A 22,629-nucleotide genomic window follows, 5' to 3' on the forward strand; every position below is an offset into this window, starting at 1 on the left:
CATTTCAGTCCGAAACCGCCTTGCCCTCGACCGGCGGAATATGACATCATGACGTCATTGCAGTCGGGTGCCGTCAATGTCGAAAAGCAAGACTGCCAGCGCCAAATCCGAGGACGCCAAGAAGGTGAACACATCGCTGCGGCTTCATCGGAAAACCCTGAAGGCGCTGAAGACCCGTGCCATCGAAGATGACACGAGCGTCCAGAAGATCATGGAAGAGCTGGTCGACGGCTATCTCAAGAAGGCGGGAACCAAGAAATCATGAAGCAGTCACAGCGCAGTGTCCTGATCCTGCCCGGAATGCTGGCGGACGAGGACCTCGGCACCACGATCGGGGATTTGGAGATCCAGGTCAGCCAACCCGACGCGGAGACGGATTTCGAAATTCTGGACAACCATATCGGATCTCTCCAGATGTCGGGCCAGGTGCTGATCAGGGCCGGAAAGACCCTGACCCTTCTGGGAGGGCATGAGGGGCTGATCTCGCAAGGAGCGGCCTCGAAGGGGAACCTTGTCACGGGACTGAAGGACGGACCTGTCAAGGACGCCCTGCAGCATGTCCCTCCCTTGCGCGGTCTGCTGGGGGTCGGGTCCGGGACCATAAGCCACCGGGACCTGTCCATGACCGATGACGAGAACAAGACGCTGGTTCGCGCGCATCTGACCACGCTGAACCCGAAAGGTGGGGGAGACGCCGTGACGATCGCGGCGCTGCACCCGCTTCGCGGATATGACGAGGCCCTCGAACAGCTGCGCGATCACCTCCGGGCGAGCGCCGAGACCGCCTCGCCCGACGCTGCGGACCTGTCCCCGATGCTGTTTCCGGATCAGCCGCGATACAACGCCAAGCCTGACGTCGCCATCGTCGAGAATGCCACGGCCTGGCAGAGCGCCGGCGATGTCATCACCGTCTATCTGCAGGTGGCCCGCGAGAATGAAGCCGGGATCATCGCCGACCATGACACGGAATTTCTGCACGATTACCGGGTGGCGCTGCGAAAGGTCAGATCGGTCCTGAGCCTCTTCAAGGGCGTCTATCCGGAAGAGCAGACCGCAAAGTTCAAGGGCATTGCATCAGAGCTGATGTCTCCGACGGGCCGGCTGCGGGATCTGGACGTCTACCTTCTTGCCCGGGACGACTATTTCGCGATGCTGCCTCCCTCCCTGCACAAGGGACTGGCTCTGATGTTCGAGATGTTCCGCAAGGAGCGTCGTGGCGCCCACCGCGCCTTGGCGGCCCATCTCAGAAGTTCCGGGTATCACTCTGCCATCACCGACCTGCAGGCCGCGTTTGCTGGCACCGACGGCCCGCCAAAGGGCCCGATGGCGGACGCCTCGGTGGGCGACTATGCCCGTCGCCTGATCTGGAAGCGCTATCGCAAGGTGTGCCGGATCGCCCGCGGGATCACGGCCGACACGCCCGACGACCAGGTCCACGAGCTGCGGATCGGCTGCAAGAAGCTGCGCTATCTGATGGAGTTCTTTGCGCCGCTCTATCCGGCGGCAGCCGTCAAGCCCATCCTGAAGCCCCTCAAGCGCCTTCAGGACAATCTGGGCCTGTTCAACGACTATTCGGTGCAGCAGGCATTCCTGCAGAGGTTCATGGACGGTCACGAGCCGCTCGGCCACAAGCAGGACCTTGTCCTGGCGCAGAGCATCGGGGCGTTGATCGCGGTGCTGCACGAACGCCAGAAAGAGGAGCGTGCCCGGATCATGGCAAGCTTCTCCCAGTTCGATGGCGCCGACATTCGCAGCCAGTTCCGCTCCCTGTTCAACGCCAAGGAAGCCTGAGATGAAGATTGTCGCCTGCTACAGCAACAAGGGGGGCGTCGGAAAGACCGCCGCCTCGGTCAACCTGGCCTATGCCTTCGCCGAGACCGGCAGCCGGGTCCTGCTCTGCGATCTGGATCCCCAGGGGGCCTCGGGCTTCTACTTCCGGGTGAAGCCGTCGCAGAAGCTGGACAATGACGCGTTCTTCGAAGAGGCCAAACAGGTCGCAAAGGCCATCCGCGGCAGTGATTACGACAATCTGGACATCCTGCCCGCGAACATGACCTTCCGCGATTTCGACGTCTTCCTGTCCCGGATGAAGAACAGCCAGTCCCGGCTCAAGAAATCGCTGAAGGCCGTCGGCAGCGACTATGACATCATCGTTCTCGACTGCCCTCCCAACATCTCGACATTGTCCGAGAACGTCCTGCAGGCAGCGGATCTGATCGTCGTCCCGGTCATTCCCACCACCCTGTCCGAGAGGACATTCGAGCAGCTTCTGGAGTTTGTCGAAGGCCAGGAGGCGACCAAGGTCAGCAAGAAGAAGATCGCGGCATTCTTCTCGATGGTGCAGCGCCAGAAGGTCCTTCACGGCGAGACCATGGCACGGATGCGCGACACCTATCCGAAACGGATCCTCAAGGCCGCGTTGCCGTTCTCGACGGATGTCGAACGCATGGGGGTCAATCGGGCCCCGGTGCTGGCGTTCGCGTCCGACCGGCCGTCCGCGAAAGCATACCGGCAGATCTTTGCGGAAGTTCAGACACGATTGAGGGAGAGCTGAGCACGATGGAACCATCGCTGGAGATCGAGCGGAAATTCCTGGTCACGACCCTGCCGGATCTGGCGGCGGCCAGCAGGTCATCCCTTCGCCAGGGCTATCTTACCGTGCCGGAGGATTCTGTCGAGGTCCGGCTTCGCCAGACCGATGGAACCTTCATCCTCTGCGTGAAATCCGGCGAGGGGATCGTCCGGGGCGAACGCGAGATCGAGATCAGCGAGGCTCAGTTCCAGCTGCTCTGGCCCCAGACAGAGGGCCGCCGCGTCGAGAAGACCCGGTGGACCGGCGGCCTGGATCAGGGACTGACCTTCGAGCTGGACATCTTCGGGGGTGCTCTGGCGCCGCTGATGATGGTCGAGGTCGAGTTCCGATCCGAGGCCGAGGCCCATCAGTTCGTCGCCCCGGACTGGTTCGGGCGCGATGTCAGCACCGACAGGCGCTTTGGCAACAAGTCGTTGGCGCTGTCGGGCGCTTCCTTCATCCGCGAGCTGTCCGGTGGCTGAAAAGCGGTACGGAGTTCTCTGCCAGCTCCCCGGAAAGGGGAAGGAACGCATTGTCCTGGTCAGCCGGCAAGGCAGCAAGGAATGGATCCACCCGAAGGGACGCCGCATTCCGGGCATGTCGGGGCGCGGGTCTGCCCGCCGTGAGGCCTATGAAGAGGGCGGGCTCAGGGGCCGCATCCACGCCGACCGGAAAACGGTCGTGAAATGCCGGCAGGGCGGAAAGAAGATCCGGCTGACGCTCTATACGATGCGCGTCGAGAAGATGCTGAAGCGGTGGCCCGAGAGCCGCAAACGCGACAGGATCGTCGTATCCGCATCCAAGGCCGAGCGTCTGCTGCGTTGCCCCGGGATGCTCGAGGGACTTCGATCGCTGACGAAGAAGAAACGATAAGGTCGGGGCAAGGCCTTGCCCTGCATTTCAGGGGCCGCCACGGCGGCCCCTCACGACTCAGAACGGCCTCCGCGGGGGCCGCAACCGACGAGGCGAGATTGGGTATCGAGATTGAACGCAAGTTCCTTGTGACCAGCGGGGATTGGCGTGGCCAGACCCTTGGCTGTCATCACATCAAGGATTATCTGGTCGCGCGCTTCGACACCGGCAAGGCGCGCATCCGGGTCTTCGATGATCAGGCGACCCTGACCATCAAGGGCAACCGCACCGGGGTGTCGCGCAGCGAGTTTCATTTCGATCTGTCCCGGGATCAGGCCCGCGACATGATCGCCGAGTTTTCCACTGCCCCGATCCTGGAGAAGCGGCGCCATGACATCCAGTTTTCCGGCCTGCTCTGGCAGGTCGACGAGTATCTCGGGGCGCTGTCGGGTCTTGTGACCTGCGACGTGGAACTTCCGCATGAACATCACGACTTTTCCCGCCCTCTCTGGGCCGGACGCGACATCACCCATGACAGCAGGTACAGTTCGGCGCAGCTTGCCCGGGCGATGCATGCCGATGGCTTCGTGCTGGCGGATTTCCTGACGAGCGGCTGATAATGGTGCCATATCAACCCCCTCCGTGTCGTTTCCGAGAGAACACGACCGAACGGCGTCTGTGCCCGGCCCGCCGGCACATGACACCGTCACAATCCAAGCGCGAGAGATTGCCGGGAAGGGGTGGCGGCTGCAGGAAACCGCAGTCGTCTTCACGAGACGCTCTGTGTCAGACACGTCTCTCTTCGCCCCATTTCCCGAACGCGGCGCGCAAGTCCGCGTCGCGGGCCACGGCCTGATCGGGGCTCAGGCCCCCGCTGGCCGCCGCCCATGCGGCGCGGATCGCCCGGACCCCGGCGGCGGGCCCGCCGGGATGGCCGTGGATGCCGCCGCCGCCCAGATACATCAGGTCCAGCGTCTGCCCGGTGCGGCGCCAGGTCTCGAAGGCCTGCCCGCCCCATTGGCCCGAACAGACCACCGGCAGCGCCCGGTCGGCCTCCGAGAAGATCGGCGTCGTCACATCGGCAAAGGACTGCACGAAGCTGTCGTCGCCCTCCCAGTATTTCGCGGCGATGCCGTTGATCTGGAACTGGTCCACGCCCAGCAACCGCCAGATCTTCTGATAGGGGCGGAAGTCGAAGCCGAAGCCTGGATGCCGGGTCAGCAGGTCCCATCCGTTGCGATGCGCGTGCAGGCACAAGGCCGACCGCTTGCGCAGAAACGCCATTCCCCCCGGTCCGATCGAGTTGATGTTGACGACCGCCGCGGTGCCGCCATGGGCCAGCACATGATCGTGGTTGCGCATCATCACGTCGGGATCGGCCGCCGAGATGCCGAAGGCATACATGACCCGCTTGCCGGTCCGCTGCTCGTGGTCGTGGATCACCGGCATGATCGCCTCGACCCGCGCGGCCAGGGGCGCATAGGCGGGGTTCATCATCTTCTCGTCGTCCTTTATGAAGTCGACGCCCGCGTCGCAGAGCGTCCGCACGACCTCGGCCGTCTCGTCGGGGGTCAGCCCCAGGGAGGGCTTGATGATCGAGGCGATGATCGGCCCCTCGGCCACCCCCGTCAGGCGCCGCGAGCCCTCGATCCCGAATTGCGGCCCCGGATGGCAGGCGAACTCGGGCGGCAGGTGCAGATCCAGGATGCGGATGCCGGTCAGCCCGCGCGCCGCGAAGACCCCGCCAAGCGTCACCGTCATCAGCGCCGCGATGTCGGTGCCGATGCTGTCCAGCGGATAGGCGATCACCGCCTCGGCACGCTGGACGGGGCCGGCAGGGCCGCCCGCCTCGGGCAGCGAGGGGGTGGGTTGAGGGTCCAGGATCGTCACCGCCTCGACCCGCGCGGCGTGGCGGGCGCGCAGGGCGTCCGTCTCTGCGGGCAGGTCGGTGAAGGTGCCGGTGGACTGGTCGGCGGCGATCTTGTCGGCCATGGCGCGGGGATCGCCGGGGGTCTCGATGCGGTAGGTGACGCGGATCATCGGGCTCATGCCGGGGGTCCTCTGCGCGGGCCGCCGCCGTCGCGGATCCAGCCGAAATAATCCTGCGACCCCATCTGGCCGCCCTTCAGCGCGATCTGCAACCCGTCATGCGGGCCGCTGCCATAAGCCCGGCACAGCGCCGCACCGGGGATCGTGGGGGCCAGCGCGGTCAGCGCCTGTAACCCCATCTGCCCCATCGCATGGCCCGAGGTATCCCCGCCCGAGATCACCGCCCGCCGGATCCCCGACCCGCGCAGCACCCCGTCGAGGATCCGGCCCAGGGCCTCGCCGATGCGGCGGTTGGCCTCGTCGGGCGGCCTGCCGCTGGCGGCCAGCGCCTGCCTGAACGCTGCCACCTGGTCGCCCCGATGCCCGGCGGCGGAATGGATCAGCGGGCTCTGCCCCGCCTCTGCCGCAGCCAGAGCGGCGCGGATCAGGCGGGTTTCCTCGGTCCGCAGATCGGCCTCGCTGCCGCAGGCGGCGCGGGCGTCGAAGGGCAGGGGCGCGAAGCCGTGCCCCGCCGCCCAGTCCAGCTGCGCCGCCGTCACCGGCGAGACCGACCCCGACACGACCGCGATGCGGCCCACCGCCCCCGCCGATCCGGGCGGCGGGACGATGGGGATCTCGCCGGTCTGTTGCCAATGCCGCACCAGCGCATATTCGACGCCCTGGCTGCCCGCCACCAGCCCCATCCGGGCGCAGTTTTGCCAGATCAGCGCCCCCGCCGCCGCCTCGCTGCCGGGCTCCATGCTGTCCAGCGACAGGATGCGCGCGCCCGCAGCCAGCGCAGCCTCCAGCCGGGCCTGCGGGTCAGTGGCCAAAGCCTCCAGATCGATCAGCGCGCCTGGCAGGTCTGTCTGAGCGGCCAGATGCGCCAGCAGGTCGGATTCGGCCATGGGCGTGACGGGGTGATGGGCCATGACCGGGTGCCGGTCCAGCCGGAACACGCCCTGCGGCGCCCCCGCGAAGAGATGCCCGAAGGCCTGATAGCGGCGCATGGCCGGCGCCGCCGTCAGCAGGGGCACCGCGACCGAGGGGCGCACGCCCAGCCCCGCCGCGATCGCCGCCCCGATCGAGCCCGCATGGGGCGCGGAATCGAAGGTCGAGCAGATCTTGTAATGCAGCAGGTCCGGCTGCAGCGCGTCCAGAAGCCGGAACAGCGGCGGCAGATGCGCGCCCATCCAGTCCGGCGTTTCGGCCCGGGCGGTGGTGGCAAGCCCCACGCCCGCGACATCCGCGAAGCGGGCCAGCAGGTCCGGCCCGGGCGCTTGGGTGAACAGGACCGAGGGCAGGCCCGCGAAGGCCAGCACCTCCATCACCGCCGCAGAGCCGGTGAAATCATCCCCCAGCCAGGCGATGCGCAGTCGTGCCATCCGCCCCTCCTCTGCGCTTGACATGCTCCAGAGATTATCATCTCATCATACCAGTAAAGGCAAGATGATTCCGGGGGGAACAGATGACCAAGGTGGCGCTCTTGGGGGCAGGGGGGAAGATGGGGGTGCGTCTTGCCACCAATCTGGCCCGGTCCGACTTCGACGTGGCCCCCGTCGAGATCGGCGAGGCCGGGCGCGCCCGCCTGAAGGCCGAGCTTGGGCTGGACTGCCTCGACCGCGACGCAGCGCTGCAGGGGGCAGGGGTGGTCATCCTGGCCGTGCCCGACACGGTCATCCGCGCCGTGGCCGCCGAGGTGGTGCCGATGCTGGCGCCGGGCACCATGGTCGTGGTGCTGGACGCCGCCGCGCCCTTCGCAGGCCACCTGCCCGACCGCGCGGACGTCACCTATTTCGTCACCCATCCCTGCCACCCGCCGATCTTCAACGACGAATCCACGCCCGAGGGACGGGCCGACCATTTCGGCGGCGTCGCGGCAAAACAGGGCGTCGTGAACGCGCTGATGCAGGGCCCCGAGGATCACTATGCCTTGGGCGACCGCATCGCGCGGGCCATCTATGCCCCGGTCGCGCGCAGCCATCGGGTCACCGTCAGGCAGATGGCTATGCTGGAGCCGGGCCTGTCGGAAACCGTCTGCGCCTCGCTGCTGTCGGTGATGCGCGAGGCGATGGACGAATGCGTGGCCCGCAGCGGCGTCAGCCACGACTGCGCCCGCGATTTCCTGCTGGGCCACATGAACATCCTGGGCGCGGTGATCTTCGAGGAACGGCAGGGCGCCTTCTCGGACGCCTGCAACAAGGCCATCGAATTCGGCAAGCCGATGCTGATGCGCGACGACTGGAAGCGCGTCTTCGAATGGGACGAGATCGCCGCCAGCATCGACCGCATCACCTGAGATGGACCATCTACCACCGTCGAAACCGTCAGGGAGGAGCGGGCCAAGGTCCGTCTGACATCAAAAGGGAGAAGATCATGTCACTGAAACGCCGGCTGATGATTTCAGCCTTGGGCCTGGCCGTGGCCATGCCGGGCATCGCCGCAGCCGAAGGGTTGATCGCCATCATCACCCCCAGCCACGACAACCCCTTCTTCAAGGCCGAGGCGGTGGGGGCCGAGGCCCGGGCGCAGGAACTGGGATACGAGACCGTCGTGATGGTCCATGACGACGATCCCAACAAGCAGTCCGAACTGTACAACACCGCCATCGCGCGGGGCGCCGTGGCCATCATCCTGGACAATGCCGGGGCCGATGCCACCGTCGCCGCAGTGCAGAGGGCCAAGGATGCAGGCATCCCCTCCTTCCTGATCGATCGTGAGATCAAGGAGAGCGGCATCGCCGTCAGCCAGATCGTGTCGAACAACTATCAGGGCGCGCAGCTGGGGGCCGAGGAGTTCGTGCGCCTGATGGGCGAGACGGGCCAATATGCCGAACTGCTGGGCCGCGAGGCCGACACCAATGCGGGCATCCGCTCGTCGGGGTATCACGACATCATCGACCAGTATCCCGACATGGAGATGGCCGCCCAGCAGACCGCCAACTGGTCCCAGACCGAGGCCTATACGGTGATGGAGACGATCCTGCAGGCGCAGCCCGACATCAAGGGCGTCATCTCGGGCAATGACACCATGGCGATGGGGGCCTGGGCCGCGCTGGAGGCGGCAGGGCGCACCGATGTGATCGTCGTGGGCTTCGACGGCTCGAACGACGTCCGCGATTCCATCAAGGCGGGGGGCATCAAGGCCACCGTCCTGCAACCCGCCTTCCGGCAGGCGCAGCTGGCGGTCGAGCAGGCCGACGCATACCTGCGCAACGGCACGACGGGGCTGGAGGAAAAGCAGCTGATGGATTGCGTGCTGATCAACGGCGACAATGCCGACAAGCTGGAAACCTTCGCTCTGGCCGAGTGAGGCAACGGGTCCGGCGTCACCGCCGGACCCGTCCTTCGTGGCTCTTTCGTCGAGGATATGCCGATGACGCCTGCACTGACCGCCCTTCTGGCCGGAACGCTGGCCCTTGCGCTGCTGCCGGGCTGCAAGATCGTGCCCGATGCGGACCCGTCCGGCGATGCTGGCGCGGTCCCGCTGGACGACGACCAGCGCATGGCGGCACTGGCGGCCGAAATCTTCGACGACCGGCTGCCCGGCTATGTCGCCGAACATGCGGTCGAGGCCGCGCCCCTGCGCGCCCTCCTGGCGCAGGGGCTGGATGCGGCGGGCACGGCCCATGGCATCCGCCCGGGCTCCGAGGGCAGCCCGTGGAACTTCGTGCTGCGGGCCGAGGGCGAGGTGGTGGGCGCCGATCTGGCCTCGCGCGCGGCGCATCTGGATCTGGACACCGATGGCGACGGGCAGGGGGATCTGACCTTGCAGCTCGGTCCGGTGATCCGGGGCACGGCGCTGCGCGATGCGCTGGACTTCCTGACCTTCACCGATTTCCGCGACCAGATCGAATATGCGAAACTGGCCCGCGCGCTGAACGATCAGGCCCATCAGCGCCTCAGCCTGCCCGCGGACGATCCCGTGGGGCAACGCCTGATCGTCGAGGGCGCGATGACCCTGCCCGCGGCCGATGCGCCCTGGGTGCTGGTCCCGACTTCGCTGGCCGCACCATGACCGTGGGGTTGCAGATCCGGGGCGGCAGCAAGGTCTATCCCGGGACCCGGGCGCTGAAGTCGGTGGATTTCGACCTGCATCTGGGTGCGGTCAACGTGCTGGTCGGGGAAAACGGCGCGGGCAAGTCGACGATGATGAAGGTCATCGCCGGGGTCGAGCAGCTGACCGAGGGCCGGATCCTGATGGACGGCGCCGAGGTCCGCTTCGGCGGCCCCGACGACGCCCGCCGCCACGGCATCGGCATCGTCTTTCAGGAACTGAACCTGTTTCCCAACCTTACGGTGGCCGAGAACATCTTCATGGGCCGCGAAAGGACCCGCGCGGGCATCGACATCGACCGGGCCGCGCAGCGCCGCGAGACCCGGGCGCTGATGGCGCGGCTGGAACAGGACATCCACCCCGACACCCTGCTGGCCGATCTGCGCGTGGGCCAGCAGCAGATCGTCGAGATCGCCAAGAGCCTGGCCCAGGATGCCCGCATCCTCATTCTGGATGAACCCACCAGCGCCCTGTCCGCCGCCGAAGTCGAGATCCTGTTCCGGGTCATCGGCGATCTGCGGCGGCAGGGCGTGGGCATCGTCTATATCTCGCACCGGCTGGAGGAGCTGCTGCGCATCGGTGACCACATCACCGTGTTGCGCGACGGGGCCATCACCGGGGCGCGTCCCATGGCGGGCGTCGATCTGGACTGGATCGTGCGTGCCATGATCGGCGGCGCCAGCAAGGATTACGCCAAGGCCATCGACCACCCCTTCGGCCCCGAGATCTTTCGTGCCGAGGACGTCTGCCTGCCCCGTGCGGGCGGCATGGCGGTCGATCAGGTCAGCCTGTCGCTGCGCGCGGGGGAGATCCTGGGCGTCTATGGCCTGATGGGTGCGGGCCGCAGCGAGTTCCTGGAATGCGTCATCGGGCGCCATTCCCACGCCACCGGGCGCCTGTTCATCGAAGGTCGCCCGCTGACCGCGCGCAGCATCGCGGCGCGGATCGCCCAAGGCATCGCCCTGATCCCCGAGGACCGCAAGAACGACGGTCTGGTCCAGATCCTGTCCATCCGCGAGAACATGACCCTGTCCAGCCTGCGCGCCATCACCACGGCGGGGGTGCACATGAACCTTGGCGCCGAGCGCAGGACCGTCGCGGGCTTCGTGAAGCGGCTGACGGTCAAGATCGCCTCGATGGAGAACCCCGTTTCCAGCCTGTCGGGCGGCAATCAGCAGAAGGTGGTGATCGGCAAGGCGCTGATGACCAATCCCCGCGTGCTGCTGATGGACGAGCCCTCGCGCGGCATCGACATCGGCGCCAAGGCCGAGGTCTTCCGCACGATGCGCGCCTTGGCTGCAGAGGGGCTGGGCATCGTCTTCGTCACCTCGGATCTCGAGGAACTGATGGCCCTGTCGGACCGCATCATCGTCATGTCCAATGGCCGCGTGACCGGGCGGTTCGATCGCAGGGACGCCACCGAAACCGCCCTGGTCGCCGCCTCGGCCAAGGGTCACGCGCCCGCATCACAGGAGCCCGCCGCATGAGCGATGCCGCAACCCCCGCCCGGACTGTCCCCAGCAGCACGCAGGCCCTGCTGGTCGCGCTGAAGGCCCGGACCTTCATCGCGCTGATCCTGGTCTTCGTCTTCTTCGCCTTTGCTGCGCCGAACTTCCTGTCGACGGCCAATTTGGTCATCATGTCCAAGCATGTGGCGCTGAACGCCTTTCTGGCGATCGGCATGACCTTCGTGATCATCTCGGGCGGGATCGACCTGTCGGTGGGCTCGATCGTGGGCCTGTGCGGCATGGTGGCGGGTTACCTGATCCTGAACGGCCTCAATCCCGGCTTCGGCTGGTCGATCCAGTTCAACACCGTCGAGATCTGCCTGATCGTCATGGTGGTGGGCATCGCCATCGGCGCGGTGAACGGCTTTCTGATCACCAGGCTGAACGTCGCGCCCTTCATCGCCACGCTTGGCACGCTGTATGTCTGCCGGGGCGCGGCGATGCTGTTTTCCGACGGGCGGACCTTTCCGAACCTCAGCGGCAATCCCGACTATGGCTCCGACACCTTCCGGCTGATCGGGGCGGGGACCTGGGCGGGCCTGCCGGTGTCGATCTGGATGCTGATCGCGGTGGCGCTGATTGCCGCCTACATCGCCGCGCGCACGCCGCTTGGCCGCTATATCTACGCGGTCGGCGGGAACGAGCGCGGCGCCGCCCTGTCGGGGGTCAAGGTCAACCGGATCAAGCTGTTCGTCTACATGTTCAGCGGACTTTGCGCGGCGCTGGTCGGGCTGATCATCAGCTCTCAGCTGGTGGCGGCCCATCCCGCGACCGGCCAGTCGTTCGAGCTGAACGCGATCGCCGCTGCCGTCCTGGGCGGCACGTCCATGTCGGGCGGGCGCGGGCGGATCGGCGGCACCATCGTGGGGGCCTTCGTCATCGGGGTGCTGTCGGACGGGCTGGTGATGATGGGGGTCTCGTCCTTCTGGCAGACGGTCATCAAGGGGCTTGTCATCATCGCCGCCGTCGTGGTCGATCAGGCGCAACAGAAATTGCAGGCCCGCGTGGCGCTGCAGGCCGAGGCGGGGGCGTGACATGCTGAACGGGGCGGTGATCGGGTGCGGGTTCTTCGCCCGCAACCAGCTGCACGGCTGGCAGGCGGTGCCGGGCGTGCGCATCTTAGCGCTGTGCGACCGCGATCCCGTGCGGCTGGCCGAGACGGCGGCGCGGTTCGGCGTGACCCGGACCTATGCCGATGCCGAGGCGATGATGGCGGCCGAGGATCTGGATTTCGTCGACATCGCCACCACCGTCGCCGCCCATCGCCCGCTGGTGCTGGCGGCGGCGCGGGCGGGCCTGCACGCGATCTGTCAGAAACCCTTTGCCGCCACGATGCAGGACGCCCGCGAGATGGTCGCCAGCATGGAGCGCGCGGGCAAGGTCCTCATGGTGCACGAGAATTTCCGCTGGCAGTCACCCGTGCGGGCGCTTCTGGACGCGTTGAGGGACGGCGCGGTGGGGCGGCCCTTCTTTGCGCGCTTCAGCTTCCGCTCGGGGCATGACGTGTTTTCGGGCCAGCCCTATCTGGCCACCGATCCGCGCTTCATCATCCAGGATCTGGGCATCCACATCCTGGACATCGCCCGCGCCGCCCTGGGCGATGTCACCCGCCTGTCGGCCTCGACCACCCGCATCAATCCCGCCATCCGGGGCGAGGATGTGGCAACGATCCTGCTGGATCATGCGAGCGGGGCGACCTCGGTCGTCGATTGTTCCTATGCCACGCGGCGGGTGCCCGACACCTTTCCCGAAACCCTGATCGAGATCGATGGCGACCAAGGCACGCTGCGGCTGGAGGCCGGGTACCGGTTGGTGATCCAGCGGGACGGCGGGACCGAGATCCGCAATGTCTCGCCCCCCGCCCTGCCTTGGGCCGAACGCCCCTGGCACAACATTCAGGAAAGCGTGCAGGTCATCCAGAGCCATTTCATCGATTGCCTGCGCAACGGAAGCGAGCCCGAGACCTCGGGGCGCGACAACCTGCGGACGCTGGCACTGGTCGAGGCCGCCTATGCCTCGGCCCGCGATGGCAGCCGGATCGCGCTGTGAACCTGCGCGCGCTTTACGGCACGGACGAGCCGCCGCGCTCCGGCCGGACCCTGTCCTGCGGCCCTGCCGAGGCCACCTTGCAGGATGGCCAGCTGCGCCATCTTCGCCTGGACGATGTCGAGGCGATCCGCAGCATCGCCTTTCTCGTCCGCGACCGCGATTGGGGCACCGTCGCGCCGCAGGCCAGCGGGCTGCGGGTGGAAAGGGACGGGCAGGGGGTGCGGGTCGGCTGGCAGGCGGATTACGACATGGGGGCCGGGCACCTGTCCGCGCATGTCACGATGATGCTGACCTCGGGGGGGCTTGACGCAAAGGTGGAGGCCCACGCCACCGGGACAGTCTGGACCAACCGCACGGGTTTCACCGTCCTGCACCCGATCGAGGGCGTGGCAGGCAGTGCCGTTCTGGTCGATCATCCCGATGGCAGCCGGACCAACGGGCACTTTCCGGACCTGATCGCCCCGTGGCAGCCGTTCATGGAGATCGCCGCATTGACCCATCAGGCCGGGTCATGGCAGGTCACCTGCCGCTTTGCGGGCGACATCTTCGAGATGGAGGACCAGCGTCAATGGGGCGACGCCTCGTTCAAGACCTATAACCGACCTCTGGCCAAGCCCTGGCCCTATGAATTGGCCGAGGGGGCGGTCCTGACGCAATCCGTCAGCCTGAGCTGGCACCGTCAGCCAGCCGCGCCTGCCCATCCATCGCCCCGCACAGCCGTGCTTCAGCCCCGCTTTCCCCAGACCGCGCTGCTGCTGACGGGCGCGCAGGCCCGACGCGCAGCTACCGATCCCGGCCCCCTGCGCCGCATCGCACCACAGCGGCTGCTGTGCCATCTGGACGCCAGTGCCGGGCCGATTACGCCCGACCTGCAGACCTTTGCCGCGCTGCAGGCGCTGTGCCCTGGCGTCGCCTATGATCTGGAACTGGTCGCCGCCTGCCCGCCCGGCGGCGATCTGCAGGCCGAGTTTGCCGCCCATGCCGCCGCGCTGGCTGCATCGGGGCTGCGGGCGGCCTCGGTCATGGTCACGCCCGCGGTGGACCGCCAGTCGGTGCCGCCAGGATCGGACTGGCCCGCCTGTCCGCCGCTGGACCAAATTCACGCGGCAGCCCGTGCCGCCTTTCCCGACCTGCCCCTGGGCGGCGGGGTTGCCAGCTTCTTCCCGGAACTGAACCGCAAGCGCCCCTCGGCGGGACTGCTGGACTTCATCACCCATGGGCTCTGCCCGATCGTGCATGCGGCCGACGATGCCTCGGTTGTCGAGACCCTGCAGGCCGTGCCCCATGTCCTGGCCTCGGGGCGGGCGATCGCCGGAGGGGCCGGCTACCGGCTTGGCCCCTCGACGCTGGCGATGCGCCACAACCCCTATGGCAGTCGCACCATCCCCAATCCGCACCGCCTGCGCCTGTGCCTGACCGATGACGATCCGCGTCAGGACGGAGAATTCGCGGCCGCCTGGACTTGCGGCCTGGCCGCCGCGGTCGCGACTGCGGGCTTGACGGTCTGGACGCCGGCAGAGCTTTATGGCCCGCGCGGCCTCGTGACCGACGACGGCACGCTGCGGCCGGTGGCGGGGCCGGTTGCCGCACTGGCCGCACGGGCAGGCCAGCCCGTCGGTCCGGCGCGGGTGGCGGACGGGCAGGCGGTCCTGCATCTGGGGGACGAGGTGATCGCGGCCAACCTGACGCCGGGCCCGGCAATCACGCCCTGGGGCGCGACCCTGCCGGGCTTTGGCTGGCGGATCGGACGCAGTCGGGATTTGCACCCGGCACCCTCTGCGCTTAGGTCGGGGCCAAGGCAGCAGGGACCCGATGATGAAGAAAGATGACGCGACCACCCCCGAACGGATCGTGCGCCGCAAGCTGTCCGATCAGGTCTTCGAGCGACTGCGCGACCTGATGTCCAGCGGCGAGCTGCCGCCCGGCGCGCCCATGCCCTCGGAGCGCGATCTGATGGAGCGGTTCGGTGTCGGCCGCCCTGCCGTGCGCGAGGCGCTGCAGCACATGCACACGATGGGCCTGATCACCATCAGCCATGGCGAGCGCAGCCGCGTGAACGAGCTGAGTGCCGGCAGCGTGCTGAGCCGGGTTGACGATGTGGCGCGGATGCTCCTGTCCTCCGAGCCCGACCAACTGGACCATCTGAAGCAGGCGCGGCGGATGTTCGAATGCGGTCTTGTCCGCGAGGCGGCCCGGCAGGCGACGCCGGCCGATGTGGCCGATCTGCGCGACCTGATCGATCGCCAGCGCGCCGTCACGCGCGAGGCGCAACTGTTCGTGTCGCTGGACATGGCGTTTCACACGCGCATCGCGGCGATCTCGGGCAATCCGATCCTGACCGCGACCAGCCAGTCCATGCTGCGCTGGCTGTTCCAGTATCACGGGATCCTGCTGCACTGGTCCGGCAACGAGGAGATCACGTTGATCGAACACCAAGAGATCGCCGACCGGATCGCCGCCGCCGATGCAGATGGCGCGGTGCGGGTGATGCAGGCCCATCTGGATCGATCCACGGATCTGTACACGCATGGCAATGGTCAGGGCACAGCGCTGGATTGAACTGAGCCTCGACACGGAGGTTCTTCCCCGCATGTGGCCACTGACGGAACCATCTTGCCGTCTGCTGATACCCTCCACCTGAGCGCTTCTGCAAAGCCCGGTATCCTGGGATCCGCACAGGGGCCTGCCTGCGAGTCATCTTTTCCGGGCGGATGGATCAGGTCAGCACCTTGAGCGGATGCGCTGCGCGCGGGGTTCAAGTTTATCTTTGAGAGGGTTTGAGTGCGGCGCCGCTTGAGCGGTGGGGGTTCATCGACGAAACCTCCGTGAAGACGAACCTGACCCGGGTGCGGGGACATGTCCCGGAACTGACACCAAGTGGTGGTTTCCGCGTCTGCCGCCCTATTTGCCCGCCCTCGACTCCATCGAGCAGGCTTAGGCACTTTCCGGCCCCCGCACCCATCTCTGTCGCTCTTGTCAACGACCGGCGGGGCCACTGATGCAGGCCGCTTGACCGTCGGCACCCGTGCCGGAACGACGGTGGGATTAGCAACCCGAGGCGCAAGCTGGCCAGTGCATGAAGCGAAGGTTCGACGCCGATCGCGACCCGCATCAGCACCGAGACCAAGGCATCAGCCCGCATCGCAAGGCAGATGCAGCGCGGCGGCCAGGCCCGGGCTTGCGTTTGCCAGCACCAGCCGCCCGCCCGCCGCCTCGGCGATGTCGGAGGCGATGGCCAGTCCGATCCCTTGCCCGTCCCGGGATCGATCCAGCCGGACGCCCCGGTCGACAAGCCGCGCCAGATCCTCCTCGGCGACCCCCGGCCCGTCGTCGCGGATCACCACCGCCGCCTGCGCGCCGTCCTGCTGCAGCCCGATCCGCACGCGGTGGCGGGCGTGGCGGGCGGCGTTCTCCATCAGCGCGCCAAGCGCCTCGGTCAGGTCGTCCACAGCGATCCGCAGCAGGGTGCCGGGGGGCACCTCGACCTGCCAGTCCAGCCGGGCCCCGTCCGGCGTGCGGCCCAGAACCTTCACCAGCCGCGCGACCGGTGCCGAGGGATCGGTCCGCGCCGTGCCGGCCTCGGTCCGGATGCGGGCCCGGGCCAGCTCGCGGTCGACATGGCGGCGCATCTGGGTGACGACCTGTTCGATGCTGTCCGCCATGTCGCCATGGCCCCGGTCGCGCAGGGCGTCCGCATCGCCCAGAAGCGCCTGCAACGGCGTCTTGAAGCCATGCGCCAGATCGCCCGCCCGATGCCGGGCGCGGTCCAGCTCGCGGTCGCGGTCATCCAGCAGGCGGTCCAGCTGATCGGCCAAGGGCGCCACCTCGGCCGGCAGCGCGCCCCCCAGCCTGTGGCGGCGGCCCTGCGCAAGGCCCTGCAGATGCGCCCGGATCTGCGCCAGGGGCCGCAGCCCCAGGGTGACCTGCGCCCAGGAGGCCGCCAGCAGCGCCGCCATGGACGCACCGAGCCAGGGCAGCAGATCGCGCAGGAACGCCGCCCGCGCCAGGGTCGCATCCTCGGTATCCTCGGCCACCAGGATGCGGACGGGCACGGCATCGGTGCCCTGCCCGATCAGCACCTGCTGATCGACCGCCAGCAGGCGCTGCTGCCCGGGACCGTCCAGCGTCAGGACGCGCTCCCGACCCGGAGCGGGCGCCGGACCCACCACATCCAGCGTCACGTCCCAGAGCGACCGCGACCGGATCGGTCGGTCCTCCAGCCAGATCTGCCAGTAATGCCCCGAGAAGGGTCGCAGCCAGGCGGGGTTGCGGGGCTGGTCGGCCATCCAGGCGGGCGGGCCCGGCCGGATCACCGAGATCAGGACCAGGGCCTGGTCCTGCAGATCCGACACCGCCACGCGCTGGACATGCCGGTCGAACAGCTTGGCCAGGATCAGGGTCGACAGCGCCATCGCGGCCAGGATCGTGGCACCGCCGATCAGCAGCAGTCGCCAGCGCAGCGACAGGGGCCTCATTCCGGGCCGGCCAGGTGATAGCCGAACCCCCGGCGGGTGGCGATGAGCCCCGGTCCCAGCTTGCGCCGCAGCCGCGCCACCAAGGCCTCCAGGGCATTGGCCTCGCGCGCATCGTCATCGCCATAAAGATGCTCAAGCAGCTCGGACGGTGACAGGACGCGGTCCCGGTGAACCGCGAGACAGGCGACCAGCCGGAATTCCAGCGGGGTCAGCGCGACGGGAACGCCCTCGATCAGCACGCTCATCCGGTTCAGATCGACCGTCAGGGCCCCCGCCTGGATCACGGCCTCGGCCCGCCCCCCCGCGCGCCGGACCAGCGCACGGGCGCGCGCCACCAGTTCCTCCATGCGGAAGGGCTTGGGCAGGTAATCGTCGGCGCCCGCCTCGATCCCCTCGACCCGCTCGGTCCAGGCGCCACGGGCGGTCAGGATCAGGACGGGCGCGTCGCAGCCCTCGGCCCGCCACCGCTTGAGCACGCTCAGCCCGTCCATGTCCGGCAGCCCCAGATCGAGCACGATCAGCGCATAGGCCTCGGTCCCGCCCCGGAACCAGGCCGTCGCGCCCGAGGCGGTGACATCGACCCGGAACCCCGCCGCCGTCAGCGCCCGGTCCAGATCGGAGGCGATCCGGGCATCATCCTCGACCACCAGAGCCCGCATCAGTCGTCGTCTTCCTCCAGCGAGAGGATGGCCCCGGTGCGGGGGTCCAGCTCGATTTCCAGCACCCGGCCGTTCGGGGTCAGGATCTCGATCTCATAAAGCCACAGCCCGTCCTCGTCTTCCAGTTCGACCTCGAGGATGCGGCCGGGATACCGCGCCTCGATCAGGGCCAGGATCCGTTCCAGCGGCATCACGTCGCCGCGTCCGACGGCCCGCCGCGCAACCTCATGGTCGAGGACCTGCGCCGCCGGCAGCGCAGGGTGCAGGACGAGGAGCGCGGCAAGAACGAGACGTGTCATGGGCCGAACCTCGCACACCGTGGCTGACACCGCGCTGACAGAGGGCGTCAGCGCGGTGTCAGGATGGCCCTGCTAGACCAACCGGTACAAGGGCCGCCACAGGGGCGGTCTCATCGGCAAGGAGACAGGACAATGGCACGCTTGATTGGCACCGCAGGCGCGAATCGACTCATCGGCGGCGAGGTCGCGGACCTGATCTATGGCCGGGCCGGAAACGACGCGCTGCTGGGGCGCGGGGGGTCCGACCGGATCTGGGGCGAGGCCGGCGCCGACACGATGAATGGCGGCACCGGCAATGACAGCATCTGGGGCGGATCGGGCAACGACCTGCTGCGGGGCGATGACGGCAATGACGACCTGTCGGGCGGGTCGGGCAACGACACCCTGCAGGGCGGTCGCGGCGATGACGAGCTGGAGGGCGACGACGGCGCCGACGTCCTGCGGGGCGGCCCCGGAAACGACGAGCTGGAGGGCGATGACGGCAATGACCGGCTGTTCGGCAATGAGGGCCGGGACGAGCTGGACGGCGACGACGGAAACGACGTGCTCTATGGCAATCAGGGCAACGACACGCTGGATGGCGGTCGCGGCAGCGACATCCTGATCGGCGGCATCGGGGCCGACCAGTTCGAGTTCGAGCTGGGCGACGGCCGCGACCGCATCCTGGATTTCACCAACGGCGTCGACCGGATCGAGATGGACGACCTGGAGCGCGGCCAGGTCCAGCGTGCCATCGACGGTGCGGTCCAGCGGGGCGGCGACACGATCCTGACCTTCAACAGCGCGAGCATCATCGTGCTCGAGGATTTCAACCGCGCGAATCTGGACCTGAACGACTTCACCTTCTGAGGACGGGGCCGGGGGGTGCGCTCCCCGGCCCTTCCTCGGACGGAAGGGCCGGGCTGCGGTGATGCGCGTCGGGGCTGTACTTGGCGGGACGGGTGAGGCTTTATCGCCCCCATGAACATACTGCTGGTCGAGGACAATCGGGATCTGGGCGAGGCCGTCGAACGACGGCTGAAGAAGCTGGGTTATCAGGTGACCTGGAACACCACCGGCGCGGATGTCCCCGAGACCCTGGCCTTGGGCGAATTCGACGCGCTGATCCTGGACCTGACCCTGCCGGCGGGGGACGGCATCTCGATCCTGCGGGCGCTGCGCCGGACGCAGGGGCAGCTGCCGGTTCTGGTCGTCACCGCCAAGGCCGAGATCGACGACAAGGTCGGGTTGCTGGACCTGGGCGCCGACGACTATCTGGTCAAGCCCTTCGATCTGCGCGAGCTGGAGGCGCGGCTGCGCGCCGTGATGCGGCGTCCGGCGGGAACGGGTTCGTCGATGCTGGACCTGGGGCTTCTGCGGCTGGATCAGGCCGGGCAGGTCCTGTGGTTCGACGGGGCGCTGGTCGATATCGGGCCGCGCGAGTTCCGGCTGCTGGACAGCCTGATGGTCGCGGCGGGCCGGGTGGTGACCCGCGACCGGCTGCTGGCGCGGCTTGGCGAGCTGGAAGATGGCGGGTCCGAGAACGCGCTGGAACAGATCGTCTCGCGCGTGCGGCGCAAGATCGCCGGGTCGGGGGTGCAGATCGTGACGGTGCGCGGCGTGGGCTACATGGTGCAGGATGGCGCGCCCTAGGCCGTTGTCGCTGCGGCGGCGCATCCTGGCCCTGGCCCTGCTGATGCTGCTGGGGGCGGCGGCCCTGCTGGTCGTCTTCATCAGCGACTATGCCAACCGCGCCTCGGACCGGGCCTTCGACCGGCTGTTGTCGGCCTCGGCCCTGTCCATCGCCGGGGCCGTCCAGATCGAGGATGGCGCGGTCGCGGTCGAACTGCCCGCCGCCGCCTTCGCGATGATGTCGGATCAGGAACGGGTCTTCTACGCGGTCGAGGATGCCTCGGGCCAGCATGTCACCGGCTATCCCGACCTGACGCCCGACGCGGCGCTGGCCAGTTCGGTCACCCCGGTCTTCGTCGATGCCGCCCATAACGGCCATCCGGTGCGGCTGGTGACGGTGGGGCGGCTGGTCTCGACCGTCGAGGGGACGGGCTGGGTCACCGTGCGCATGGCCGAGACGCTTGGCGCGCGCGCCGCGCTGGCCGCCGAGATCCGCCGCAACGCGCTGATCCCCGTGGCGGTGCTGACCGCGCTGGCGCTCGTCATGGTCTGGGTGGTGATCGGGCGGACCTTCGCGCCGCTGGACACGATCGACCAGGCCCTGCGCCGCCGCCGCCCCGAGGATCTGTCGGCGCTGGACGTGCCCGTCCCGGTCGAGGTGCAGCGCCTGGTCGAGGGGCTCAACGGCTTCATGGCGCGGCTGGCGGTGTCCATGGACCGCATGGGCGGGCTGGTGGCCGAGGCCGCCCATCAGGTCCGCAACCCCCTGGCCGCCCTGCGCGCGCAGTCCGAGATGGCGCTGTCGGAACCCGACGAACCCGCCCTGCGCGCCCGCGCCGCCCGCATCCACGATCTGGCGGTCGAGGCCAGCCATCTGGTGTCGCAGCTGCTGATGGATGCCACGATCTCGCACCGGATGGACACGACCATGGCGCAGCCTTTGTCGCTGGCCGCGATGGTGGACGAGGTGCTGGGCCGCCTGGACCCCGACCTGGCGCCGCGCGTCAGCGGGCGCATCGACCCCGCCGCCCGCGCCGCCGTGCTGCGCGGCGACCGCATCGCGCTGCGCGAGGCGCTGCGCAACCTGATCGACAATGCCCTGACCTATGGCGCGGGGCCGGTCCTCGTCGAGGTGGCGCCGGCGGGACCGGGCCGGATGACGCTGTCGGTGCTGGATCGTGGCCCCGGCATCGCCGAAGCCGACAAGCCGCGCCTGATGCAGCGCTTCGTGCGCGGGCCGGCGGGGGCGGGCCATGTCGGATCGGGGCTGGGGCTGGACATCGCCCGCCGCGTGGCCCTGGCGCATGGCGGCACGCTGATCCTGCGCGACCGCGAGGGCGGCGGGCTGGCGGCGGTCCTGGACCTGCCTTTGGCCGATGACGAGCAGCAGGCCCCCCCGGACCCGGCGCCGCGCGGGACCCTGTCCGCCGGGATAGCGCTGGCCGCGCTGCTGGCGCTGACCCTCGGCGCGTCGCCGCTGTCGGCCCAGCCCGTCCAGTACCCCGCCCGTCCCCTGCCGGCGGGCCAGGAGGCGCCCGACCGGCTGCTGCGCATCGCGGGCACCACCGACACGCAACTGTTCGTCGATTTCATCGAAGGGTTCCAGGACCAGAACCCTGGCGTCGCGGTCAGCTATGCCGAGACCGACAGCAACGCCCTCTATCGCGGCTATCTGGCGGGCAGCCTGCCGGAACCGCCGGACCTGCTGATCAGCTCGGCCTCGGACCTGCAGTTCAAGCTGGCCAATGACGGCCATGCGCAGGCCCATGCCTCGCCCTGGACCGAGGGGCTGCCCGATTGGGCGCATTGGCGCGACGAGATCTTCGGCTTCACCTTCGAGCCTGCGGTCATCGTCTACAACCCCCGCCTGATCGCGCCGGGCACGCAGCCGCGCAGCCATACCGAACTGGCCAGCCTCTTGGAACAGCAGCCCGAGCGGTTCCGGGGCCGGGTCGCCACCTATGACATTGCGCGCAGCGGCGTGGGCCATCTGCTGGCCACGCAGGACCAGCAGATCTCGTCGCAATTCTGGCGGCTGGCCTCGGCCTTCGGGCGGGTCGATGCGCGGCTGAGCGACTCGAGCCCCCAGATCATCGACGCGGTCGCCTCGGGCGAGCTGGCGCTGGCCTATAACGTGCTGGGATCCTATGCGCTGGCCCGGCAGGCGCAGGGGGCGCCCATCGGGGTGATCGTGCCCGACGACTATGTGCTGGCGCTGACCCGCACGATGCTGATCCCGCAGGACGCGCCCGCGCCCGACCTGGCCCGCGCCTTCGTCGACTTCACCCTGTCGCCCGCCGGCCAGTCGATCGCGGCGGGCCGCGCCGCTCTGGGCTCGATCAGGCCGGGCGCCACCGGACCCTGGACGCAGGAACGCATCGCGGCGATGGGCCGGGGCTCGGTCCAGCCGATCGCGCTGCGCCCGGTGCTGCTGGTGGGCCTGGACCCGCAGCGGCGCAGCCGGTTCCTGACCACCTGGCAAGAGATCGTGGCCCCCGGCGTGCCCTGACGCCCCTCGTC

The 22,629-nt window shown here is 68.4% G+C and carries 22 protein-coding genes; 17 read left to right on the forward strand and 5 right to left on the reverse strand.

Annotation, left to right across the window (positions count from 1 at the left end):
• Window positions 1-76 precede the first annotated feature (76 nt).
• The 6 genes from FA743_RS11995 to FA743_RS20345 all read left to right on the forward strand — a co-directional run bounded on the left by FA743_RS11995 (window position 77) and on the right by FA743_RS20345 (window position 4,041).
• Window positions 77-265, forward strand: coding sequence for a hypothetical protein (locus FA743_RS11995; protein ID WP_136886346.1), 189 nt, complete (start codon window positions 77-79; stop codon window positions 263-265).
• 356 nt (window positions 266-621) lie between these two features.
• On the forward strand, window positions 622-1,791 hold the full coding sequence (locus FA743_RS12000; RefSeq protein WP_169308875.1) for a CHAD domain-containing protein: 1,170 nt from the start codon (window positions 622-624) through the stop codon (window positions 1,789-1,791).
• 1 nt (window position 1,792) lies between these two features.
• Window positions 1,793-2,554 (forward strand): ParA family protein, encoded by a 762-nt coding sequence (locus FA743_RS12005; protein WP_136886348.1) that lies wholly within the window; start codon window positions 1,793-1,795, stop codon window positions 2,552-2,554.
• A 5-nt stretch (window positions 2,555-2,559) separates the two neighbouring features.
• Entirely contained in the window at window positions 2,560-3,054 is a 495-nt protein-coding gene (locus FA743_RS12010) for a CYTH domain-containing protein (RefSeq protein ID WP_136886349.1), read from the forward strand.
• The gene (locus FA743_RS20340; RefSeq protein ID WP_169308876.1) at window positions 3,047-3,445 is read left to right on the forward strand and encodes an NUDIX hydrolase; all 399 of its coding nucleotides are present in this window, start codon (window positions 3,047-3,049) and stop codon (window positions 3,443-3,445) included. The genes FA743_RS12010 and FA743_RS20340 overlap by 8 nt, the downstream gene beginning before the upstream one ends.
• Window positions 3,446-3,543: 98 nt before the next feature.
• A complete protein-coding gene (locus FA743_RS20345; RefSeq protein WP_169308877.1) occupies window positions 3,544-4,041 on the forward strand; it encodes a CYTH domain-containing protein in 498 nt (165 codons plus the stop codon).
• A 169-nt stretch (window positions 4,042-4,210) separates the two neighbouring features.
• On the opposite strand, the gene oiaX is transcribed toward FA743_RS20345, so the two are convergent.
• On the reverse strand, window positions 4,211-5,473 hold the full coding sequence (gene oiaX / locus FA743_RS12020; protein WP_211242261.1) for a 3-oxo-isoapionate-4-phosphate decarboxylase OiaX: 1,263 nt from the start codon (window positions 5,471-5,473) through the stop codon (window positions 4,211-4,213).
• Window positions 5,470-6,837, reverse strand: coding sequence for a four-carbon acid sugar kinase family protein (locus tag FA743_RS12025; RefSeq protein ID WP_136886351.1), 1,368 nt, complete (start codon window positions 6,835-6,837; stop codon window positions 5,470-5,472). Before FA743_RS12025 ends, oiaX begins: the two co-directional genes overlap by 4 nt.
• A gap of 83 nt (window positions 6,838-6,920) precedes the next feature.
• On the opposite strand from FA743_RS12025, the gene FA743_RS12030 reads away from it, so the two are divergent.
• The 8 genes from FA743_RS12030 (at window position 6,921) to nanR (ending at window position 15,624) form a co-directional block, all read left to right on the forward strand.
• Window positions 6,921-7,751 (forward strand): phosphogluconate dehydrogenase C-terminal domain-containing protein, encoded by an 831-nt coding sequence (locus tag FA743_RS12030; protein ID WP_136886352.1) that lies wholly within the window; start codon window positions 6,921-6,923, stop codon window positions 7,749-7,751.
• Window positions 7,752-7,828: 77 nt separating this feature from the next.
• Entirely contained in the window at window positions 7,829-8,764 is a 936-nt protein-coding gene (locus tag FA743_RS12035; protein WP_136886353.1) for a D-ribose ABC transporter substrate-binding protein, read from the forward strand.
• A 63-nt stretch (window positions 8,765-8,827) separates the two neighbouring features.
• Window positions 8,828-9,469, forward strand: coding sequence for a DUF2291 family protein (locus tag FA743_RS12040; protein ID WP_169308878.1), 642 nt, complete (start codon window positions 8,828-8,830; stop codon window positions 9,467-9,469).
• Entirely contained in the window at window positions 9,466-10,995 is a 1,530-nt protein-coding gene (locus FA743_RS12045; protein ID WP_136886355.1) for a sugar ABC transporter ATP-binding protein, read from the forward strand. Before FA743_RS12040 ends, FA743_RS12045 begins: the two co-directional genes overlap by 4 nt.
• The gene (locus FA743_RS12050) at window positions 10,992-12,050 is read left to right on the forward strand and encodes an ABC transporter permease (RefSeq protein WP_136886356.1); all 1,059 of its coding nucleotides are present in this window, start codon (window positions 10,992-10,994) and stop codon (window positions 12,048-12,050) included. Before FA743_RS12045 ends, FA743_RS12050 begins: the two co-directional genes overlap by 4 nt.
• A gap of 1 nt (window position 12,051) precedes the next feature.
• Window positions 12,052-13,065: a Gfo/Idh/MocA family protein gene (locus tag FA743_RS12055; RefSeq protein ID WP_136886357.1), complete on the forward strand. Its 1,014-nt coding sequence runs from the start codon at window positions 12,052-12,054 to the stop codon at window positions 13,063-13,065.
• Window positions 13,062-14,894: a D-apionate lactonase family protein gene (locus FA743_RS12060; protein ID WP_211242262.1), complete on the forward strand. Its 1,833-nt coding sequence runs from the start codon at window positions 13,062-13,064 to the stop codon at window positions 14,892-14,894. The genes FA743_RS12055 and FA743_RS12060 overlap by 4 nt, the downstream gene beginning before the upstream one ends.
• Window positions 14,878-15,624 (forward strand): transcriptional regulator NanR, encoded by a 747-nt coding sequence (gene nanR / locus FA743_RS12065; protein WP_136886358.1) that lies wholly within the window; start codon window positions 14,878-14,880, stop codon window positions 15,622-15,624. Before FA743_RS12060 ends, nanR begins: the two co-directional genes overlap by 17 nt.
• A 572-nt stretch (window positions 15,625-16,196) precedes the next feature.
• Here the strand turns inward: nanR and FA743_RS12070 are convergent.
• From FA743_RS12070 to FA743_RS12080, 3 genes are read right to left on the reverse strand one after another with little or no spacing between them, the layout of a single operon-like run.
• Window positions 16,197-17,540: a sensor histidine kinase gene (locus tag FA743_RS12070; RefSeq protein WP_136886359.1), complete on the reverse strand. Its 1,344-nt coding sequence runs from the start codon at window positions 17,538-17,540 to the stop codon at window positions 16,197-16,199.
• Complete coding sequence (locus FA743_RS12075) at window positions 17,537-18,199, reverse strand: response regulator (RefSeq protein ID WP_136886360.1); 663 nt, start codon at window positions 18,197-18,199, stop codon at window positions 17,537-17,539. Before FA743_RS12075 ends, FA743_RS12070 begins: the two co-directional genes overlap by 4 nt.
• Complete coding sequence (locus FA743_RS12080; protein ID WP_136886361.1) at window positions 18,199-18,498, reverse strand: PepSY domain-containing protein; 300 nt, start codon at window positions 18,496-18,498, stop codon at window positions 18,199-18,201. Before FA743_RS12080 ends, FA743_RS12075 begins: the two co-directional genes overlap by 1 nt.
• 132 nt (window positions 18,499-18,630) lie before the next feature.
• Between FA743_RS12080 and FA743_RS12085 the strand changes: the two genes are divergently transcribed.
• The 3 genes from FA743_RS12085 to FA743_RS12095 all read left to right on the forward strand — a co-directional run bounded on the left by FA743_RS12085 (window position 18,631) and on the right by FA743_RS12095 (window position 22,618).
• The gene (locus tag FA743_RS12085; RefSeq protein ID WP_136886362.1) at window positions 18,631-19,347 is read left to right on the forward strand and encodes a calcium-binding protein; all 717 of its coding nucleotides are present in this window, start codon (window positions 18,631-18,633) and stop codon (window positions 19,345-19,347) included.
• Between the two features lie 111 nt (window positions 19,348-19,458).
• Window positions 19,459-20,130: a response regulator transcription factor gene (locus tag FA743_RS12090; RefSeq protein WP_136886363.1), complete on the forward strand. Its 672-nt coding sequence runs from the start codon at window positions 19,459-19,461 to the stop codon at window positions 20,128-20,130.
• Window positions 20,117-22,618 (forward strand): sensor histidine kinase, encoded by a 2,502-nt coding sequence (locus FA743_RS12095; RefSeq protein ID WP_136886364.1) that lies wholly within the window; start codon window positions 20,117-20,119, stop codon window positions 22,616-22,618. The genes FA743_RS12090 and FA743_RS12095 overlap by 14 nt, the downstream gene beginning before the upstream one ends.
• Window positions 22,619-22,629 lie beyond the last annotated feature (11 nt).

Origin of the sequence: Paracoccus gahaiensis, from assembly GCF_005048225.1 — a bacterium.
Classification (GTDB): Bacteria; Pseudomonadota; Alphaproteobacteria; order Rhodobacterales; family Rhodobacteraceae; genus Paracoccus; species Paracoccus gahaiensis.

Bases quoted from the DNA above. Each gene is read 5' to 3' on its own strand.
- FA743_RS11995 (WP_136886346.1), top strand. From the start codon at position 77: ATGTCGAAAAGCAAGACTGCCAGCGCCAAATCCGAGGACGCCAAGAAG.
- FA743_RS12000 (WP_169308875.1), top strand. From the start codon at position 622: ATGACCGATGACGAGAACAAGACGCTGGTTCGCGCGCATCTGACCACG.
- FA743_RS12005 (WP_136886348.1), top strand. From the start codon at position 1,793: ATGAAGATTGTCGCCTGCTACAGCAACAAGGGGGGCGTCGGAAAGACC.
- FA743_RS12010 (WP_136886349.1), top strand. From the start codon at position 2,560: ATGGAACCATCGCTGGAGATCGAGCGGAAATTCCTGGTCACGACCCTG.
- oiaX (WP_211242261.1), bottom strand. From the start codon at position 5,473: ATGAGCCCGATGATCCGCGTCACCTACCGCATCGAGACCCCCGGCGAT.
- FA743_RS12025 (WP_136886351.1), bottom strand. From the start codon at position 6,837: ATGGCACGACTGCGCATCGCCTGGCTGGGGGATGATTTCACCGGCTCT.
- FA743_RS12030 (WP_136886352.1), top strand. From the start codon at position 6,921: ATGACCAAGGTGGCGCTCTTGGGGGCAGGGGGGAAGATGGGGGTGCGT.
- FA743_RS12035 (WP_136886353.1), top strand. From the start codon at position 7,829: ATGTCACTGAAACGCCGGCTGATGATTTCAGCCTTGGGCCTGGCCGTG.
- FA743_RS12040 (WP_169308878.1), top strand. From the start codon at position 8,828: ATGACGCCTGCACTGACCGCCCTTCTGGCCGGAACGCTGGCCCTTGCG.
- FA743_RS12045 (WP_136886355.1), top strand. From the start codon at position 9,466: ATGACCGTGGGGTTGCAGATCCGGGGCGGCAGCAAGGTCTATCCCGGG.
- FA743_RS12050 (WP_136886356.1), top strand. From the start codon at position 10,992: ATGAGCGATGCCGCAACCCCCGCCCGGACTGTCCCCAGCAGCACGCAG.
- FA743_RS12055 (WP_136886357.1), top strand. From the start codon at position 12,052: ATGCTGAACGGGGCGGTGATCGGGTGCGGGTTCTTCGCCCGCAACCAG.
- nanR (WP_136886358.1), top strand. From the start codon at position 14,878: ATGATGAAGAAAGATGACGCGACCACCCCCGAACGGATCGTGCGCCGC.
- FA743_RS12070 (WP_136886359.1), bottom strand. From the start codon at position 17,540: ATGAGGCCCCTGTCGCTGCGCTGGCGACTGCTGCTGATCGGCGGTGCC.
- FA743_RS12075 (WP_136886360.1), bottom strand. From the start codon at position 18,199: ATGCGGGCTCTGGTGGTCGAGGATGATGCCCGGATCGCCTCCGATCTG.
- FA743_RS12080 (WP_136886361.1), bottom strand. From the start codon at position 18,498: ATGACACGTCTCGTTCTTGCCGCGCTCCTCGTCCTGCACCCTGCGCTG.
- FA743_RS12085 (WP_136886362.1), top strand. From the start codon at position 18,631: ATGGCACGCTTGATTGGCACCGCAGGCGCGAATCGACTCATCGGCGGC.
- FA743_RS12090 (WP_136886363.1), top strand. From the start codon at position 19,459: ATGAACATACTGCTGGTCGAGGACAATCGGGATCTGGGCGAGGCCGTC.
- FA743_RS12095 (WP_136886364.1), top strand. From the start codon at position 20,117: ATGGCGCGCCCTAGGCCGTTGTCGCTGCGGCGGCGCATCCTGGCCCTG.